We start from the raw sequence: 18544 nt of genomic DNA, 5'->3' as shown, positions 1-18544 counted from the left end.
TTTTAGTTTTTTCTGTCAGTAATATAATTAAGTAAACCTTCGGTGACTAATTTGATTTCTTTATCATAATTTTCAATAAAAGTTTTCTCAGTCCAATTTTCACTGAATAATCTATAAACGAGATTATGAACAACTGATTTTAATACTTGTGAAATTGGATTATCATTTTCACTAGCTGGGACGGTTGCTGAACTTTGGGGTTTCCAATCTCTTTCAAGTTCATAAGTCCAATCTAAAAAGCGATATTTATAAAGTTGGTATTGGGGAGAATCAATTAAATTTTCAAGAAGGAGATATTTGTATTTATCTAGAGCCTCTTCAATGGAATTATCTTTTAATAAATTAAAAAATAAATCATGGATTTCAAGGGTTTCTTGCGAGAGGACATAGAAATAAGCATCTTTTAAATCTTCAAAATACTGATAAAAACTTCCTCTCGGAATATCAAGAGCTTTTACGATGTGCATAATTTTGGCCTCGTGAAAAGAATGAGTCTGAAATTCATTTAAACAGGCATCATATACGCGATTACGTTTTTCGTCAGATAGACTAAAATAGGTTGATTTAGGCATTTTTTCTCCAATTCATTCAATTTATGACACTGTGTCATTTATTAAATTCTAACAAATTAATTGATTAACATCAATTAATTAATTTTTTTAAGCAAAAAAACTACTGACAGTTTTGTCAGTAGTTTTGATAATAAATTTGCTGATGTATAAGTGGCTGACAGTTTTGTCAGTAAAATTAGGAACATTTATTTAGCCAATTCTCTTTCAAGAGCTAATCGTTGAACTTTCATTGTTGCTGTACGAGGAATTTCATCGTAAGCCATAAGAATAGGTTCATTTAAAAATGGCAAATCAACAATTGAAGCCCACCAAGCTGGCCAATCCATTTCCGCATTTTCAGCTAGAGCCAAAATAGGCTGTGGTTTACCAGATTTATCACGAATAATCACAACTTCATCTAAGAAGTCGTGTTGGTCTAACAGAAGATCTTCAATTGCCAAATTAGATTCAATTTTATCAATTAAATCAACTTGTCTGTCATGTAAAAAGAGAATTCCGTCTTCATTCATGAGACCCCAATCGCCAGTATCCCACCAGTCACCATAGACTTCTTTATTAAAACGTTCTTCTTCTTTATAGTAAGTCAAAGCTCTTCCTTTTGAGAGGAAGTGGATTCTTCCAGGCGTACCTGCAGGACATTCATTTCCATCTTCATCGGCAATACGTGCTTTAGATAATCCAGGCATACCAATCCCCATTTCACGGGCATTAGTGTCTGCTAAAGTTGATAAACGGTGCTTTTTCCAAATCATTGGGCCACATTCTGATTGTCCATAAATTTGTAGAAAGACTGGCTCTTTTTGCTTAGAGGCAGAAAGAAAAGTGTGCATTGTTTCTTTATTAATTGCATCAAAAGTTGAGTGAAGGTAACGAATTGAAGCAAAAATCTCAGGTTCTTGCTTTGCAAGATTCGCTAGACGAACAAAATCGTTTGGATGTGTTTCAAAAGCATAAGGCTGATGTTTAGCAAAAAGATTGACAAGATTATCTTTTGATAAATCATTGAGGGGCATAAGTCCAAACCCAAAGGTCATTGCTGATGAAACCCCTATATTGAAACGAGAATGAACAGGAGAAATATGGAAAGCTAAAATTTCTTCCTTATCAGGCATCCAATCCATTACAGTTCTTTGAAGTACCCAACGCCAACCCATTGAATTAGCAGAGTGAGCGATTAATTTTGGTACACCAGTTGTTCCAGAAGTATGAGTGAGATAAGCAATCTCATCACTGGCCAATTGCTGACTGTCAGCAATTTGAGTAGGTTTTTCCAAAGCAAATTTACTGACAGAAAGTTTTTTAGAATCTTCAAGATTCTTCATTTCATTTACAGTTTTGTCAGTAACTTGGTCATAAATGAGCCAAGGATTGCCTAAACGTCCAGCTAAAATATCCATTGTTTGGGCAGGAAGATGATAAGAAATCATTGCTGGAACAGCGCCTAGATAAGAAACAGCAACAGCTAAAAGATAGGTATCAAAAGCACTTGATTTAAAAATAATGACTTTATCCGATTTTTTGATTCCCAACTCAGATAAGAGACTTGCCTTATCAACAATTGCTTGATGAGTCTTTTGGTAAGTCGTTTCAAGAGCTAGTTCAGGGAAAGCTCCAACAGCTTCATCAAAGATAATTGGGCTATCAGGAAACTGTTCAGCTGATTTTTTAAAGTTTAGATACAAATTTAGGGGTTCGTGTTTGAATTTCAAAAAAAATCTCCTCAAGTTAATAAGTTTATTATATCACAAAGTATTCTTTAGACCAATAGTTAATGTAAATGTTTTCTTAAGTCGTAGAGAATAAAATACTCGGAAAAAAAGTCTAAAATCTGCTACAATTAAAGGGACACTAAGAGGATTCCAATCCTCTTTTATCAGGAAAAGAAGGGATAGATAGGAAAATGATTAAAAATTATGAACTATCCAACGAAAAAAAATTAATTTCAACCTCTGAAATGAAGAATTTCACCTATGTTCTCAATCCAACACGTGAAGAAATTGGGAATATTTCTGAATACTATGACTTCCCTTTTGACTATTTATCAGGAATTTTGGATGACTATGAAAATGCCCGTTTTGAAACAGATGATAATGATAATAATCTGATTCTCTTACAATATCCTGCACTTTCTAATTATGGAGAAGTGGCGACTTTTCCATATTCTTTGGTTTGGACTAAAAATGAATCGGTTATTTTAGCACTTAATCATGAGATTGATAATGGCTTAATTTTCGAGCGTGAATATGATTATAAACGCTACAAACATCAAGTTATTTTTCAAGTGATGTATCAAATGACACACACTTTCCATGATTATTTGAGAGATTTCCGAACAAGGCGTCGCAGACTTGAACAGGGAATCAAAAATTCAACAAAGAACGACCAAATTGTTGATTTGATTGCCATTCAAGCAAGTTTAATTTATTTTGAAGATGCCTTGCACAATAATATGCAAGTACTTCAGGATTTTATTGATTACTTGAGAGAAGATGATGAAGACGGTTTTGCTGAAAAGATTTATGATATTTTTGTCGAAACAGACCAAGCTTATACAGAAACCAAGATTCAGCTCAAGTTACTAGAAAATCTCCGAGATTTGTTCTCAAACATTGTCTCTAATAACTTGAACATTGTCATGAAAATCATGACATCAGCTACTTTCGTTCTAGGGATTCCAGCAGTAATTGTTGGTTTTTACGGAATGAATGTTCCAATTCCTGGTCAAAATTTTAATTGGATGGTTTGGCTTATTTTAGTTCTAGGAATTTTATTATGTGTTTGGGTCACTTGGTGGTTACATAAAAAAGATATGTTATAAAATGGAGAAAAATCTCCATTTTTTTGCTCTTTGTGAAAAAATTAATTAGTGATTGCAGATTATGAAGTTAGCAATGTTTGTTAAAACTATTTTGTGAATTATTTATGAAAACGTTTTAAAAAAGTATAACAGATATTAAAATAATTGGAACTGTATTAGTAAAGAATCTGTAATTTCTCTTGAATTCTGTTTGCTATTCTCAAACTGTATGATATAATGAAGTTGTAATTTGAAACAGAAAGAACAAAGGAGATTTCAAAATGAAAACCGAAGTTACGGAAAATATCTTTGAACAAGCTTGGGATGGTTTTAAAGGAACCAACTGGCGTGATAAAGCAAGCGTTACTCGCTTTGTACAAGAAAACTACAAACCATATGATGGTGATGAAAGCTTTCTTGCTGGGCCAACAGAACGTACACTTAAAGTAAAGAAAATTATTGAAGATACAAAAAATCACTACGAAGAAGTAGGATTTCCCTTCGATACTGACCGCGTAACCTCTATTGATAAAATCCCTGCTGGATATATCGATGCTAATGATAAAGAACTTGAACTTATCTATGGGATGCAAAATAGCGAACTTTTCCGCTTGAATTTCATGCCAAGAGGTGGACTTCGTGTTGCTGAAAAGATTTTGACAGAACACGGTCTCTCAGTTGACCCAGGCTTGCATGATGTTTTGTCACAAACAATGACTTCTGTAAATGATGGAATCTTCCGTGCTTATACTTCAGCAATTCGTAAAGCACGTCATGCTCATACTGTAACAGGTTTGCCAGATGCTTATTCTCGTGGACGTATCATTGGTGTCTATGCACGTCTTGCCCTTTACGGTGCTGATTACCTTATGAAGGAAAAAGCAAAAGAATGGGATGCAATCACTGAAATTAACGAAGAAAACATTCGTCTTAAAGAAGAAATTAATATGCAATACCAAGCTTTGCAAGAAGTTGTAAACTTTGGTGCTTTATATGGTCTTGATGTTTCACGTCCAGCTATGAACGTAAAAGAAGCAATCCAATGGGTTAACATCGCTTATATGGCAGTATGTCGTGTCATTAATGGAGCTGCAACTTCACTTGGACGTGTTCCAATCGTTCTTGATATCTTTGCAGAACGTGACCTTGCTCGTGGAACATTTACTGAACAAGAAATTCAAGAATTTGTTGATGATTTCGTTTTGAAACTCCGTACAATGAAATTTGCTCGTGCAGCTGCTTATGATGAACTTTATTCTGGTGACCCAACATTCATCACGACATCTATGGCTGGTATGGGTAATGACGGACGTCACCGTGTCACTAAAATGGACTACCGTTTCTTGAACACACTTGATACAATCGGAAATGCTCCAGAACCAAACTTGACAGTTCTTTGGGATTCTAAACTTCCTTATTCATTCAAACGTTATTCAATGTCTATGAGCCACAAGCATTCTTCTATTCAATATGAAGGTGTTGAAACAATGGCTAAAGATGGATATGGCGAAATGTCATGTATCTCTTGTTGTGTCTCACCACTTGATCCAGAAAATGAAGAAGGACGTCATAACCTCCAATACTTTGGTGCGCGTGTAAACGTCTTGAAAGCAATGTTGACTGGTTTGAACGGTGGTTATGATGACGTTCATAAAGATTATAAAGTATTCGACATCGAACCTGTTCGTGACGAAATTCTTGACTATGATACAGTTATGGAAAACTTTGACAAATCTCTCGACTGGTTGACTGATACTTATGTTGATGCAATGAATATCATTCATTACATGACTGATAAATATAACTATGAAGCAGTTCAAATGGCCTTCTTGCCTACTAAAGTTCGTGCTAACATGGGATTTGGTATCTGTGGATTCGCAAATACAGTTGATTCACTTTCAGCAATTAAATATGCTAAAGTTAAAACATTGCGTGATGAAAATGGCTATATCTACGATTACGAAGTAGAAGGTGATTTCCCTCGTTATGGTGAAGATGATGATCGTGCTGATGATATTGCTAAACTTGTCATGAAAATGTACCATGAAAAATTAGCTTCACACAAACTTTACAAAAATGCTGAAGCTACTGTTTCACTTTTGACAATTACATCTAACGTTGCTTACTCTAAACAAACTGGTAATTCTCCAGTGCATAAAGGAGTATTCCTCAATGAAGATGGTACAGTAAACAAATCTAAACTTGAATTCTTCTCACCAGGTGCTAACCCATCTAATAAAGCTAAGGGTGGTTGGTTGCAAAACCTTCGCTCATTGGCTAAATTGGAATTCAAAGATGCAAATGATGGTATTTCATTGACTACTCAAGTTTCACCTCGTGCACTTGGTAAAACTCGTGATGAACAAGTGGATAACTTGGTTCAAATTCTTGATGGATACTTCACACCAGGTGCTTTGATTAATGGTACTGAATTTGCAGGTCAACACGTTAACTTGAACGTAATGGACCTTAAAGATGTTTACGATAAAATCATGCGTGGTGAAGATGTTATCGTTCGTATCTCTGGTTACTGTGTCAATACTAAATACCTCACACCAGAACAAAAACAAGAATTAACTGAACGTGTCTTCCATGAAGTTCTTTCAAACGATGATGAAGAAGTAATGCATACTTCAAACATCTAATTCTTAAAATTTAATGAATATTCGGTCTGTCAGTTTTACTGACAGACTTTTTTTACGAAAAAATTAATCATAATAGTTAAAAACTATTGTTTTTAGTTTAAGAAAGTTAAATTTTATGCTAAAATAGATGAATGAAAATGGTAATTGGATTGACAGGCGGAATTGCGAGTGGGAAATCAACGGTGGTTGATTTTTTGATTTCTGAGGGTTATCAAGTGATTGATGCTGACAAAGTTGTCCGTCAATTACAAGAACCTGGCGGAAAACTTTACAAGGCAATAGTAGAAACTTACGGTTTAGATTTTATTGCTGACAATGGACAGTTAAATCGTGAAAAATTAGGAGCTTTAGTTTTTTCTGATCCAAAAGAGCGCGAGAAATTATCAAACTTACAAGATGAAATTATTCGTACAGAATTATATGATAGACGTGATGACTTATTAAAAAAAATGACTGACAAGTCTGTCAGTAAAAATTTTGAGTCAAAGAGTCAAGGAAAAAATCTGTCAGTAAATAAGCCAATATTTATGGATATTCCGTTATTAATTGAATACAATTATACCGGATTTGATGAAATATGGTTGGTCAGCTTACCTGAAAAAATACAATTAGAAAGACTGATGGCAAGAAATAAGTTTACGGAAGAAGAAGCTAAAAAACGAATTTCCTCACAAATGCCATTGTCAGAAAAACAAAAAGTCGCTGATGTTATTCTGGATAATTCTGGAACGATTGAAGCACTAAAAAAACAAATCCAGCGAGAACTAGCTAGGATAGAAGAACAGAAATAGAGGTGAATCGCACGAAAACAGTTAATTGGAAAAGGAATTTATTTATAACATGGATTGGCTGCTTTTTTGTAGGTTCATCATTTTCACTCGTCATGCCCTTTCTCCCCTTGTATATTCAAGGACTGGGCGTAAGCGGTGGAAATGTTGAACTTTACTCAGGGTTAGCTTTTTCTTTGCCAGCCTTAGCTTCAGGGTTAGTTGCCCCCATTTGGGGACGTTTAGCTGATGAACATGGGCGTAAAGTGATGATGGTACGTGCCAGTATCGTCATGACCCTAACAATGGGAGGAATAGCTTTTGTCCCTAATGTTTGGTGGTTACTTGGATTACGTTTGCTAATGGGATTTTTCTCAGGCTATATCCCTAACTCAACAGCAATGATTGCTTCACAAGCTCCAAAAGATAAATCAGGCTATGCCCTTGGAACATTAGCAACAGCAATGGTTTCTGGAACACTGATTGGTCCTTCACTTGGTGGGTTATTAGCTGAGTGGTTTGGCATGGCAAATGTCTTTTTGATTGTCGGCGCTCTATTAGCCCTAGCAACTTTACTGACCATTTTCTTTGTTCATGAAAACTTTGAACCAATTGCTAAAGGTGAAATGTTATCTAGTAAAGAAATTATTAATAAAGTCAGTAACAAACAAATTCTTTTTGGATTATTAGTGACAACATTTATTATTCAAATCACCTCGCAATCTATTGAACCATTTGTGACCTTGTATATCAAAACCCTGACGACAAGCACGAACAATTTGATGTTCATTTCAGGTTTAATTGTGTCAGCAGTTGGATTGTCGGCAATGTTATCATCAAGTTTTCTAGGACGTTTAGGAGATAAATACGGTTCGCATCGTTTAATTTTGATTGGACTAGTTTTTACATTTATTATTTATTTACCAATGGCCTTTGTGCAAAGCCCACTCCAACTTGGGATATTACGCTTCCTTCTTGGTTTTGGAACTGGTGCTTTGATGCCGTCAGTAAATTCGTTGCTTTCAAAAATTACTCCCAAAGAAGGTGTCAGCAGAATTTTTGCTTACGCACAAATGTGTTCTAATTTAGGAATGGTAACCGGTCCATTGGTCGGATCAGCAATTGCAGGTTATATTAGTTATCGAGCAGCAATTGTAGGGACAAGTCTTTTTGTCATTGTTAATATTATTTGGTCCTTTATTAATTTCCGAAAATATCTGCGGAAACGGAGTATTATGGAATGAGAGTAAAAATCACATTAATTTGTAGTTCTTGTGGGAATAAAAATTATATTAGTAGTAAAAATAAAGCAACCCATCCGGAAAAAGTTGAAACAATGAAGTTTTGTCCCAAAGAACGAATTGTTACACTTCATCGTGAAGGTTAGACAGCAAGAATTATCTTGCTGTTTTTTTATTTATAATAAGTTTTTACTATGTACACTTATTAAGAATTGTGATAATATTATATAATAAAGTAAACAATATTTCATTAGAGGTGTTTTATGCAAAAAAAGACATTATTTTTTCATTATAATAGCAGTTGATAGAGACAGATAAAAAATTTTAATCATAATTTTGTGGACTATTTATAAAAGAAAAAATTCAGTTTAAAAAATATATTCGGAAATACCTTATCTTTGGGTGGTAGAAACTTATAAGCACTTTGAAAATCTTTATAAATTATTCAACTCATGCTATAATAATATGAATGAGGAAAAAAAGATAATGAATTTAAATAAGAATAATTTTTTAAACTACTCTATATTGATTCCATACCTAATTCTTGCAGGAATTGGTATTGTGATGGTTTTTTCAACCACGGTTCCTGATCAGTTACAAAAAGGATTAAATCCTTATAAATTAGTAATTAACCAAACAGCATTCGTATTATTGAGTCTCATTATGATTGCAGTGATTTACCGTCTGAAACTTAGAGCCCTTAAGAATAGAAAAATGATAGGAACAATAATGGTTATTTTGATTCTGTCATTAATATTTTGTAGGATAATGCCTTCCAGTTTTGCTCTGACAGCACCCGTAAATGGAGCCAGAGGTTGGATTCATATTCCAGGAATCGGAACGGTGCAGCCAGCAGAATTTGCCAAAGTTTTTATTATCTGGTATTTAGCCTCAGTTTTTTCAACAAAACAAGAAGAAATTGAAAAACGTGATATAAATGAGATTTTTAAAGGAAAGACGCTCTTTCAAAAACTTTTTGGTGGTTGGCGATTACCCGTAGTTGCCATTTTATTGGTTGACCTTATCATGCCTGACCTAGGTAATACTTTGATTATTGCTGCAGTTGCTTTGATAATGATTGGAGCCAGCGGTATATCTTGGCGTTGGTATTCCGGCTATTCAAAATTAATTCTATCTTTGATGGCCATTTTCTTAGGATTTCTTTTCATTGTAGGTGGAAATATCATTCCAAGTTTCTTACCCATCGCTTATATCAATAAACGATTTGAAGCTTTTGTTAATCCTTTTACAGACTTAGCCAATTCTGGACACCAGTTAGCTAATTCATACTATGCTATAGTTAATGGTGGTTGGACAGGGCGTGGTTTAGGAAATTCGATTCAAAAAAATGGTTTCTTACCAGAAGCTCAAACTGACTTTATCTTTCCAATTGTCGTGGAAGAATTAGGAATCATTGGCGGAATTATTATTCTAGCTATTCTCTTTTTCTTGATAAGCAGAATGTTAATTGTTGGAATTCGTGCTAAAAGTGCCTTTAACTCACTCATTATGATTGGGGTATCTGGTTTATTGTTAGTTCAAGTCTTTGTCAATGTGGGTGGAGCAATCGGAATTATTCCAGAAACAGGAGTAACCTTCCCCTTCCTATCACAAGGAGGGTCGTCCTTCCTTGTCTTATCGTTGGGAATTGCATTTGCATTAAATATTTCAGCTGATGAGAAACGAAGAGAAGTTTCTGAGCTCTCAAATCATTATAGTAGCAGTGTCCCAACTTATGAAAACGATTGACAATTGTCAGTCGTTTAAAAGTGTATAAAAGATTTTTATAATATATGAAAGAGTGAAAGGTAATGACCAATTACCTTTCCAAGCAAGCCTCATTAAGGAGTCAAAATGAAAAAACTACTCGTCGCCAATCGTGGAGAAATCGCCGTTCGTGTCTTTCGTGCCTGTAATGAACTCGGACTTTCTACTGTAGCCGTCTATGCAAGAGAAGATGAATATTCTGTTCATCGCTTTAAAGCAGATGAATCTTATCTAATCGGTCAAGGAAAAAAACCAATTGATGCCTATTTGGATATTGATGATATCATTCGTGTTGCCCTTGAATCAGGAGCAGATGCTATTCACCCAGGTTATGGCCTCTTATCTGAAAATCTCGAATTTGCTACCAAAGTTCGCGCAGCAGGTTTAGTTTTTGTGGGTCCTGAACTTCATCATTTGGATATTTTCGGTGATAAAATTAAAGCTAAAGCAGCTGCCGACGAAGCAAAAGTTCCAGGAATTCCCGGAACAAATGGGGCAGTAGATATCGACGGCGCTTTAGAATTTGCTAAAACTTACGGTTATCCAGTTATGATTAAGGCCGCTTTAGGCGGTGGTGGTCGCGGAATGCGAGTTGCGCGTAATGATGCTGAAATGCATGATGGTTATGCTAGAGCAAAATCAGAAGCAATTGGAGCTTTTGGTTCTGGCGAAATCTATGTTGAAAAATATATTGAAAATCCAAAACATATTGAAGTCCAAATTCTTGGAGATAGTCATGGAAATATTATTCACCTCCATGAGCGTGACTGTTCAGTACAACGACGTAATCAAAAAGTCATTGAAATTGCGCCAGCCGTGGGACTTTCACTAGACTTCCGTAACGAAATATGTGAAGCAGCAGTCAAACTTTGTAAAAATGTTGGCTATGTTAATGCTGGTACAGTTGAGTTTCTTGTTAAAGATGATAAATTTTATTTCATTGAAGTAAATCCACGTGTTCAAGTTGAACATACAATTACGGAACTTATCACAGGTGTAGATATTGTCCAAGCTCAAATTTTGATTGCTCAAGGTAAAGACTTACATAGAGAAATTGGACTTCCAGCACAGTCTGAAATTCCACTTTTGGGTTCAGCAATTCAATGTCGAATCACAACAGAAGATCCACAAAATGGATTCTTGCCAGACACAGGTAAAATTGATACTTACCGTTCACCAGGTGGTTTTGGTGTACGTTTAGATGTCGGAAATGCCTATGCTGGATATGAAGTAACTCCATATTTTGATTCACTTTTAGTAAAAGTTTGTACTTTTGCCAATGAATTTAGTGACAGCGTAAGAAAAATGGACCGCGTTCTCCATGAATTCCGTATTCGTGGTGTCAAAACAAATATTCCTTTCTTGATTAATGTTATTGCTAATGAAAACTTCACAAGTGGTCAAGCAACAACAACCTTTATTGATAATACACCAAGTCTGTTCAACTTCCCACACTTACGTGACCGTGGAACAAAGACGCTGCATTATTTATCAATGATTACAGTCAATGGCTTCCCAGGGATTGAAAATACTGAAAAACGTCATTTTGAAGAACCACGTCAACCCCTTCTTAATCTTGAAAAGAAAAAGACAGCCAAAAATATTTTAGATGAACAAGGGGCTGATGCCGTTGTTGATTATGTTAAAAATACAAAAGAAGTATTATTAACAGATACAACTTTACGTGATGCTCACCAATCCTTGCTTGCTACTCGCTTACGTTTACAAGATATGAAAGGAATTGCCCAAGCGATTGACCAAGGGCTACCAGAACTTTTCTCAGCTGAGATGTGGGGTGGTGCAACCTTTGATGTGGCTTATCGTTTCTTGAATGAATCACCGTGGTATCGTCTACGTAAACTACGTAAACTCATGCCAAATACCATGTTCCAAATGCTCTTCCGTGGTTCAAATGCAGTTGGTTACCAAAACTATCCAGATAATGTGATTGAAGAATTTATCCGAGTAGCGGCGCATGAAGGTATCGATGTTTTCCGTATCTTTGATAGTCTTAACTGGTTACCCCAAATGGAAAAATCCATTCAAGCCGTTCGAGATAATGGGAAAATTGCAGAAGCAACAATTTGTTATACGGGAGATATCCTAGACCCAAGCCGACCAAAATATAATATTCAATACTATAAAGACTTAGCAAAAGAATTAGAAGCAACAGGTGCTCATATCTTGGCAGTTAAAGATATGGCAGGTTTATTGAAACCTCAAGCTGCTTATCGTTTGATTTCAGAATTAAAAGATACCGTTGATTTGCCAATTCATTTGCATACACACGATACTTCAGGAAATGGAATTATTACATATTCTGGTGCAACTCAAGCAGGTGTAGACATTATTGACGTAGCAACAGCGAGTCTTGCTGGCGGAACATCTCAACCATCAATGCAATCTATTTACTATGCACTTGAACATGGTCCTCGCCATGCCTCAATTAATGTAAAAAATGCTGAACAAATTGACCATTATTGGGAAGATGTTCGTAAATATTATGCACCATTTGAAGCGGGTATTACAAGTCCTCAGACAGAAGTTTACATGCATGAAATGCCTGGCGGTCAATACACTAACCTAAAATCTCAGGCAGCAGCAGTTGGTCTTGGACATCGTTTTGATGAAATCAAACAAATGTATCGTAAAGTTAACATGATGTTTGGAGATATTATTAAAGTAACTCCTTCTTCAAAAGTAGTTGGAGATATGGCTCTCTTTATGATTCAAAATGATTTAACAGAAGAAGATGTTTATGCGCGTGGTAACGAACTTAATTTCCCAGAATCTGTAGTATCATTCTTCCGTGGAGATTTAGGACAACCAGTGGGTGGCTTCCCAGAAGAATTACAAAAAATTATCGTGAAAGATAAAGCCGTAATTACTGACCGTCCAGGCTTACATGCAGAAAAAGTTGATTTTGAAACTGTTAAAACAGACCTAGAACAAAAAATTGGCTATGAACCAGGAGATCACGAAGTCATCTCATATATCATGTATCCACAAGTTTTCCTTGATTATCAAAAAATGCAAAGAGAATTTGGAGCAGTTACACTACTTGACACTCCTACTTTCTTACATGGAATGCGTCTCAATGAAAAAATTGAAGTACAAATTGAAAAAGGTAAAACACTCAGCATTCGTTTAGATGAAATAGGAGAACCTGACCTAGCTGGAAATCGTGTTCTCTTCTTTAACCTAAATGGTCAACGTCGAGAAGTCGTAATTAATGACCAATCTGTACAAACTCAAGTTGTGGCTAAACGCAAAACCGAAACAGGAAATCCAAACCAAATTGGAGCTACTATGCCAGGTTCTGTTCTTGAAATTTTAGTTAAAGCTGGTGACAAAGTTCAAAAAGGTCAAGCCTTGATGGTTACTGAAGCCATGAAAATGGAAACAACTATTGAAGCACCATTTGATGGCGAGATTGTTGACCTTCATGTGGTTAAAGGTGAGGCAATTCAAACTCAAGACTTGTTAATCGAAATTAATTAATATAAATTAAACCTACCTTTTGGGTAGGTTTTTTATTTTTCTTCAAAAAAATATTTAAATTTTCAGAAAATATATAATTTTCGGAATAAAAAGTGTATAATAATGAAATAGATGGAGGCGTTTATGAATTTATTAAGTAAAGAAGAAAAAATGATTAAAAATTCACAAATTCCTAGTGAATTTTACAAAAAGTACAATGTTAAAAAAGGTTTAAGAGACATTAATGGGAAAGGAGTTTTAGCGGGTTTAACCAATATTTCGGCGATACATTCTTTTGATAAAGAAGGAAACCAAATTCCCGGTATTTTAGAGTATAGAGCTTATAATATTAAAGATATTATTAATGATTTAAGAAAAGAAAATCGTTTTGGTTTTGAAGAGATGACTTATCTATTGTTATTTGGAGAACTTCCCACGGCAAATGAACTTCAGGAATTTCAAAACCTTTTAGCCAGTAGGAGAACTCTACCAGAATTTTTTGTCCGTGAAACTATTTTAACCAACCCTTCAAGTGACGTGATGAATTCGATGAGCCGTTGTATACTAGCTCTTGCTAGTTACGATGAGAAAGTTTCAGATATCTCGATTGAAAATGTTTTAGAACAATCTTTGGGACTTATTGCTGATTTTCCACTTCTTGCGATTTACAGTTACCAATCTTATGTTCATTATTTTAAAAAAGAAAGTCTTTATATTCATTATCCTGATCCAAAAATGACGACCGCTGAGAATATTTTACGAATGCTTCGCCCAGACTGCCATTACACAGAGGTAGAGGCTAAAGTATTAGATATTGCCTTGATTCTCCATATGGAACATGGTGGAGGTAACAATTCGACTTTTACGACTCATGTGGTCACCTCAAGTGGAACAGATACTTATGCTACAATTGCTTCTGCCCTTTCCAGTTTAAAAGGGCCTAAACACGGTGGGGCTAATATTAAGGCAGCAAAAATGTTAGAAAATATAAAAGAAAATATTTCTAATTATGAAGATGATGCTGAAATAGAAAAGTATCTCCATAAAATCTTAAATAAAGAAGTTTTTGATAAGCAAGGATTAATTTATGGTATTGGTCATGCCATTTATAGTGTAAGCGACCCACGGTTTGAGGTTTTTAAATCCTATGTCGAGACTTTAGTAAAAGAAAAAGGATTGGAAGAGGAATTCAAGTTATATGAAAAAGTTGCAAGGCTAGCTCCTAAAGTAATATCGGAAAATCGGAAAATATATAAAACGATTTGTCCAAATGTTGATTTCTACTCTGGCTTTGTCTATAGAATATTAGAAATTCCACAAGAATTATTTACTCCATTATTTGCGATTGCTAGAATTGTAGGTTGGTTAGCACATCGTATAGAAGAACTAATTAATATGAATAAGATTATCCGTCCAGCCTATGAAAGTGTCTTAGAATCAAAAAATTATATAAAGTTGGGGGAAAGATGAAAAAAATAAGTATTTCTAATAAAATATACCATTATTATGATATCTCAGAAACTGAAAGAATTGAAGACTTTCCATATAGTTTACGAGTTCTTTTAGAAAGTTTGCTTAGACAGAAAAATGATGAGAATATTAATCAGGCTCATATTCAATCCGTTAAAGACTATTTAAAAGGGGAAGTTGGTCAAGAAACAGTTTTCTTACCAAGCCGTGTTGTTCTTCAAGATTTTACAGGAGTTCCAGCTATTGTTGACCTTGCGGCAATGAGAGACGCAATGGTTGAATTAGGAAAGAATCCTGAACTAATTAACCCAGAAATTCCAGTGGATTTAGTAATTGATCATTCTGTTCAAGTAGATTTTCAAGGAAATGAAGAGGCTTTTCTGTTAAATTCAAAAAAAGAATTTGAACGTAATCGTGAACGTTACGAATTTTTAAAATGGGCAGAGCAATCTTTTGATAATTTTAGAGTAGTCCCTCCAGCAACAGGTATTATTCATCAAGTTAATATTGAATATTTAAGTGAAGTAATTACCGAAAAAAATGGCGTTTTATATCCAGATAGTGTTTTTGGTACAGATAGTCATACAACAATGATTAATGCCCTTGGTGTTCTTGGTTGGGGAGTAGGAGGAATTGAAGCAGAAGCAGTGATGCTAGGAGAGCCTAGCTCATTGCCTGTTCCAGAAGTAGTAGGAGTTAGATTAATAGGTAATTTAGGAGCATTTGCTACTGCAACAGATTTAGCTTTGACAATGACAAAAATTTTACGAGATGAAAAAGTGGTAGGAAAATTCGTTGAATTTTTTGGAGAAGGACTAAAAAATTTAAGTTTAGCAGATAGAGCAACAATTTCAAATATGGCTCCTGAGTATGGTGCCACCTGTGGATATTTTCCGATTGATAATGAAACTTTGAAATATCTTCGGGCGACAAATCGTTCTGAGGAAGTGGTTGCGCGAGTAGAAACCTATGCAAAGGCAAATAAGTTATTTTATGACGAAAAACGTGAACCATACTATAATAAGACGATTAATGTTGATTTAAGTGAAGTAGCAACACGATTATCAGGTCCCTCTCGTCCCCAAGATATGCTTGAATTGTCTGAGCTAGCAAATAACTTTGAAGACTTTGCTAAAAAACAAAAACCTCTGAAAGAAGAGGATGGAAAAATTGCAATTGCCGCTATTACAAGTTGTACCAATACGAGTAATCCACATGTTATGATGATGGCGGGATTACTTGCAAAAAATGCAGTAGAACAAGGCCTTACGGTTCCTAGCTGGGTTAAAACTTCATTAGCTCCTGGTTCAAAAGTTGTTACCTCTTATTTAGAGAAAGCGGGTCTCCTTCCTTATCTTGAAACGTTGGGATTTTATCTAGTAGGATATGGCTGTACAACCTGTATAGGTAACTCAGGGCCACTTTTAAGTGAAATGGAAACAGAGATTAGAAATAAAGAACTGATTGCAACGAGTGTTTTGAGTGGCAATCGAAATTTTGAAGGTCGAATTCATCCATTAGTGAAGGCGAACTATCTAGCAAGTCCTCCATTAGTAGTTGCGTATGCTTTAGCGGGTTCTGTTCGTAAAAATTTAACAACTGTTGCTCTGGGGACTAATCTAGAAGGTGAAAAGGTATATTTGAAAGATATTCTGCCAACTTCTGATGAAGTGAATGATTTAGTGCAAAAATACGTAACAAGTGATTTATATGCTGAAAGTTATGCTAAGGTTTTTGATGAAAATACAGTCTGGAATAATATCAAAACAAAGAAAAGTGAAGTTTATGACTGGAAATCTGAATCTACCTATATTTCTAATCCACCATATTTTGAAAACTTAACTATGATAAATAAACCGATAGCTTCACTGTCAAATTTACATGTTTTAGCAAAATTTGGTGATTCTATCACAACTGACCATATTAGTCCAGCAGGGAATATTCCTTTAAAATCCCCAGCTGGGGATTATCTAAGTTCTCGAGGACTTGCTTATAAGGATTTTAATAGTTTTGGTTCAAGACGTGGAAATGATAAAGTAATGACAAGGGGAACATTTGCTAATATCCGTATCAAAAATCAGCTTGTTGCTCCTCTTGAGGGAGGTTATTCTCTATTCAATAATGAAACATTACCTATTTATGAGGTAGCTAAAAAATATAAAGAACAAGGACAAGGATTAATTGTTCTTGCTGGTAAGGATTATGGAATGGGTTCCAGTCGAGACTGGGCGGCCAAGGGAACAAAATTACTTGGAGTCAAGGCTGTAATTGCTGAGAGTTTTGAACGTATTCATCGAAGTAATCTCGTCATGATGGGTGTTCTTCCCCTACAGTTTCTAGATAATGAAAATGCCGAAACTTTAGGATTAAGTGGTTATGAAAGTTTTTCTATAGAGCTACCAGAAAATCCCAAAATTCATGAAAAAATTACTGTAAGTACTGCCGAAAAAAACTTTGAGGTTCTTTTACGCTTTGATTCTCAGGCGGATTTAGATTACTATGCTAATGACGGTATAATGCCTTATGTGATTCGGAAAAAATAAAAAAATAGGTGAAAATTATTATGAAAATTGAGATGAAAAATGGAAAATTAGTTGTGCCAGATTATCCAGCAATTGGTTATATTAGAGGAGATGGTGTTGGCGAAGATATTTTTCCTCAGGCGCAAAAAGTTTTTGATGCTGCGGTTCTAAAAATTTATGGTCAAAAAAAGAAAATAGAATGGCAAAAATTATTGGCAGGAGGAGAAGCATTTGAGACTTGTGGAGAATATCTGCCCAAAGAAACTCTCGCTCATATTAATGAAAATTTAATTGCGATAAAGGGACCACTAATGACCCCGGTCGGTGAAAGCTTTCGTTCAATTAATGTTACTTTAAGACAAAAAATGGATTTATATGCTTGCGTAAGACCAGTTGAATATTTTAAAGGGATAAAATCCCCAGTTAAGGCGCCAGAAAAAGTTGACATGACAATTTTTCGAGAAAATACAGAAGATATTTATGCAGGTATTGAATTTGCTAGTGAAACAAATGAGTCTCACAACTTATTAAAATTTTTAGAAAAAGAATTGAATGTCCATTCTATTCGCTTTCCAAAAACTTCAGCACTAGGAATAAAACCTGTTAGTCCTGAAGGAAGTAAACGACTGGTAAATGCGGCTTTTGAGTACGCTCTGAAAATGAACAAAAAAAGAGTGACCTTTGTTCATAAGGGAAATATTATGAAATTTACTGAAGGAGGATTTAGAAATTGGGCCTATGAGGTTGCTAGGGAATATCCAACTTTTACAAAACTAGAATACGATGAAATCAAAAATGAAAGAGGAAGTTTACAAGCTGAAAATGAGAAAAAAGCAGCATTAAAATCAGGAAAAATTTATGTAGATGATGTAATTGCTGACAACTTCCTCCAACAGATTATTTTAAATCCTGAAAATTTTGAAGTAATTGCCACTCTTAATTTAAATGGTGATTATATTTCAGATGCACTTGCCGCACAGGTTGGAGGAATTGGAATTGCACCAGGTGCGAATATTAATTATAAAAGCGGTCATGCTATTTTTGAAGCAACTCATGGAACAGCTCCAGATATCGCTGGAAAAAATATAGCAAATCCTTCTAGTCTAATTTTATCTGGAGTGATGATGTTTGAGTATTTAGGCTGGCAAGAGGTGGCTGAATTAATCAAAATTGCTCTTTCATTTTCATTCAGGAATGGAAATTTGACAGCTGATTTAGGTGGAAAACTTTCAACTTCAAAATTTTCCGACGTTTTGATTGATTTTATAAAAACATATTAAAAA

General features: G+C 34.9%; 12 protein-coding genes. 10 read left to right on the top strand and 2 right to left on the bottom strand.

Annotated features, from left to right (window positions below; all coding sequences use genetic code 11):
• Nucleotides 1–2: 2 nt before the first annotated feature.
• Both IAE51_RS03315 and IAE51_RS03310 read right to left on the bottom strand, forming a co-directional pair.
• On the bottom strand, nt 3–572 hold the full coding sequence (locus tag IAE51_RS03315) for a TetR/AcrR family transcriptional regulator (RefSeq protein ID WP_012897348.1): 570 nt from the start codon (nt 570–572) through the stop codon (nt 3–5).
• Nucleotides 573–757: 185 nt separating this feature from the next.
• The gene (locus tag IAE51_RS03310) at nt 758–2281 is read right to left on the bottom strand and encodes a class I adenylate-forming enzyme family protein (RefSeq protein ID WP_200094741.1); all 1524 of its coding nucleotides are present in this window, start codon (nt 2279–2281) and stop codon (nt 758–760) included.
• Nucleotides 2282–2472: 191 nt separating this feature from the next.
• Here IAE51_RS03310 and IAE51_RS03305 point away from each other — a divergent pair, with 191 nt between their 5' ends.
• From IAE51_RS03305 to icd, 10 genes are all read left to right on the top strand, one after another.
• Nucleotides 2473–3390, top strand: coding sequence for a magnesium transporter CorA family protein (locus IAE51_RS03305; protein WP_003129577.1), 918 nt, complete (start codon nt 2473–2475; stop codon nt 3388–3390).
• Between the two features lie 260 nt (nt 3391–3650).
• Entirely contained in the window at nt 3651–6014 is a 2364-nt protein-coding gene (pflB, locus tag IAE51_RS03300) for a formate C-acetyltransferase (protein WP_003129579.1), read from the top strand.
• 131 nt (nt 6015–6145) lie between these two features.
• Nucleotides 6146–6805, top strand: coding sequence for a dephospho-CoA kinase (coaE, locus tag IAE51_RS03295; RefSeq protein WP_033899639.1), 660 nt, complete (start codon nt 6146–6148; stop codon nt 6803–6805).
• Nucleotides 6806–6807: 2 nt separating this feature from the next.
• Nucleotides 6808–8025, top strand: coding sequence for a multidrug efflux MFS transporter (locus IAE51_RS03290; protein ID WP_012897350.1), 1218 nt, complete (start codon nt 6808–6810; stop codon nt 8023–8025).
• A complete protein-coding gene (gene rpmG, locus IAE51_RS03285; protein WP_003129585.1) occupies nt 8022–8168 on the top strand; it encodes a 50S ribosomal protein L33 in 147 nt (48 codons plus the stop codon). The genes IAE51_RS03290 and rpmG overlap by 4 nt, the downstream gene beginning before the upstream one ends.
• Nucleotides 8169–8508: 340 nt before the next feature.
• Nucleotides 8509–9771, top strand: coding sequence for an FtsW/RodA/SpoVE family cell cycle protein (locus IAE51_RS03280; protein ID WP_012897351.1), 1263 nt, complete (start codon nt 8509–8511; stop codon nt 9769–9771).
• Nucleotides 9772–9876: 105 nt separating this feature from the next.
• A complete protein-coding gene (locus IAE51_RS03275) occupies nt 9877–13290 on the top strand; it encodes a pyruvate carboxylase (protein WP_200094738.1) in 3414 nt (1137 codons plus the stop codon).
• Nucleotides 13291–13413: 123 nt separating this feature from the next.
• Nucleotides 13414–14739, top strand: coding sequence for a citrate/2-methylcitrate synthase (locus IAE51_RS03270; RefSeq protein WP_143459458.1), 1326 nt, complete (start codon nt 13414–13416; stop codon nt 14737–14739).
• A complete protein-coding gene (gene acnA, locus IAE51_RS03265; RefSeq protein ID WP_200094736.1) occupies nt 14736–17282 on the top strand; it encodes an aconitate hydratase AcnA in 2547 nt (848 codons plus the stop codon). The genes IAE51_RS03270 and acnA overlap by 4 nt, the downstream gene beginning before the upstream one ends.
• Nucleotides 17283–17302: 20 nt before the next feature.
• Nucleotides 17303–18541: an NADP-dependent isocitrate dehydrogenase gene (gene icd / locus IAE51_RS03260; protein ID WP_010905501.1), complete on the top strand. Its 1239-nt coding sequence runs from the start codon at nt 17303–17305 to the stop codon at nt 18539–18541.
• Nucleotides 18542–18544: the final 3 nt, after the last annotated feature.

It is taken from the genome of Lactococcus sp. S64 (assembly GCF_016516525.1).
Taxonomy (GTDB): Bacteria; Bacillota; Bacilli; order Lactobacillales; family Streptococcaceae; genus Lactococcus; species Lactococcus lactis.
The sequence above is the reverse complement of the archived record's forward strand: the minus strand, read 5'-3'. Positions and strand labels throughout refer to the sequence as shown.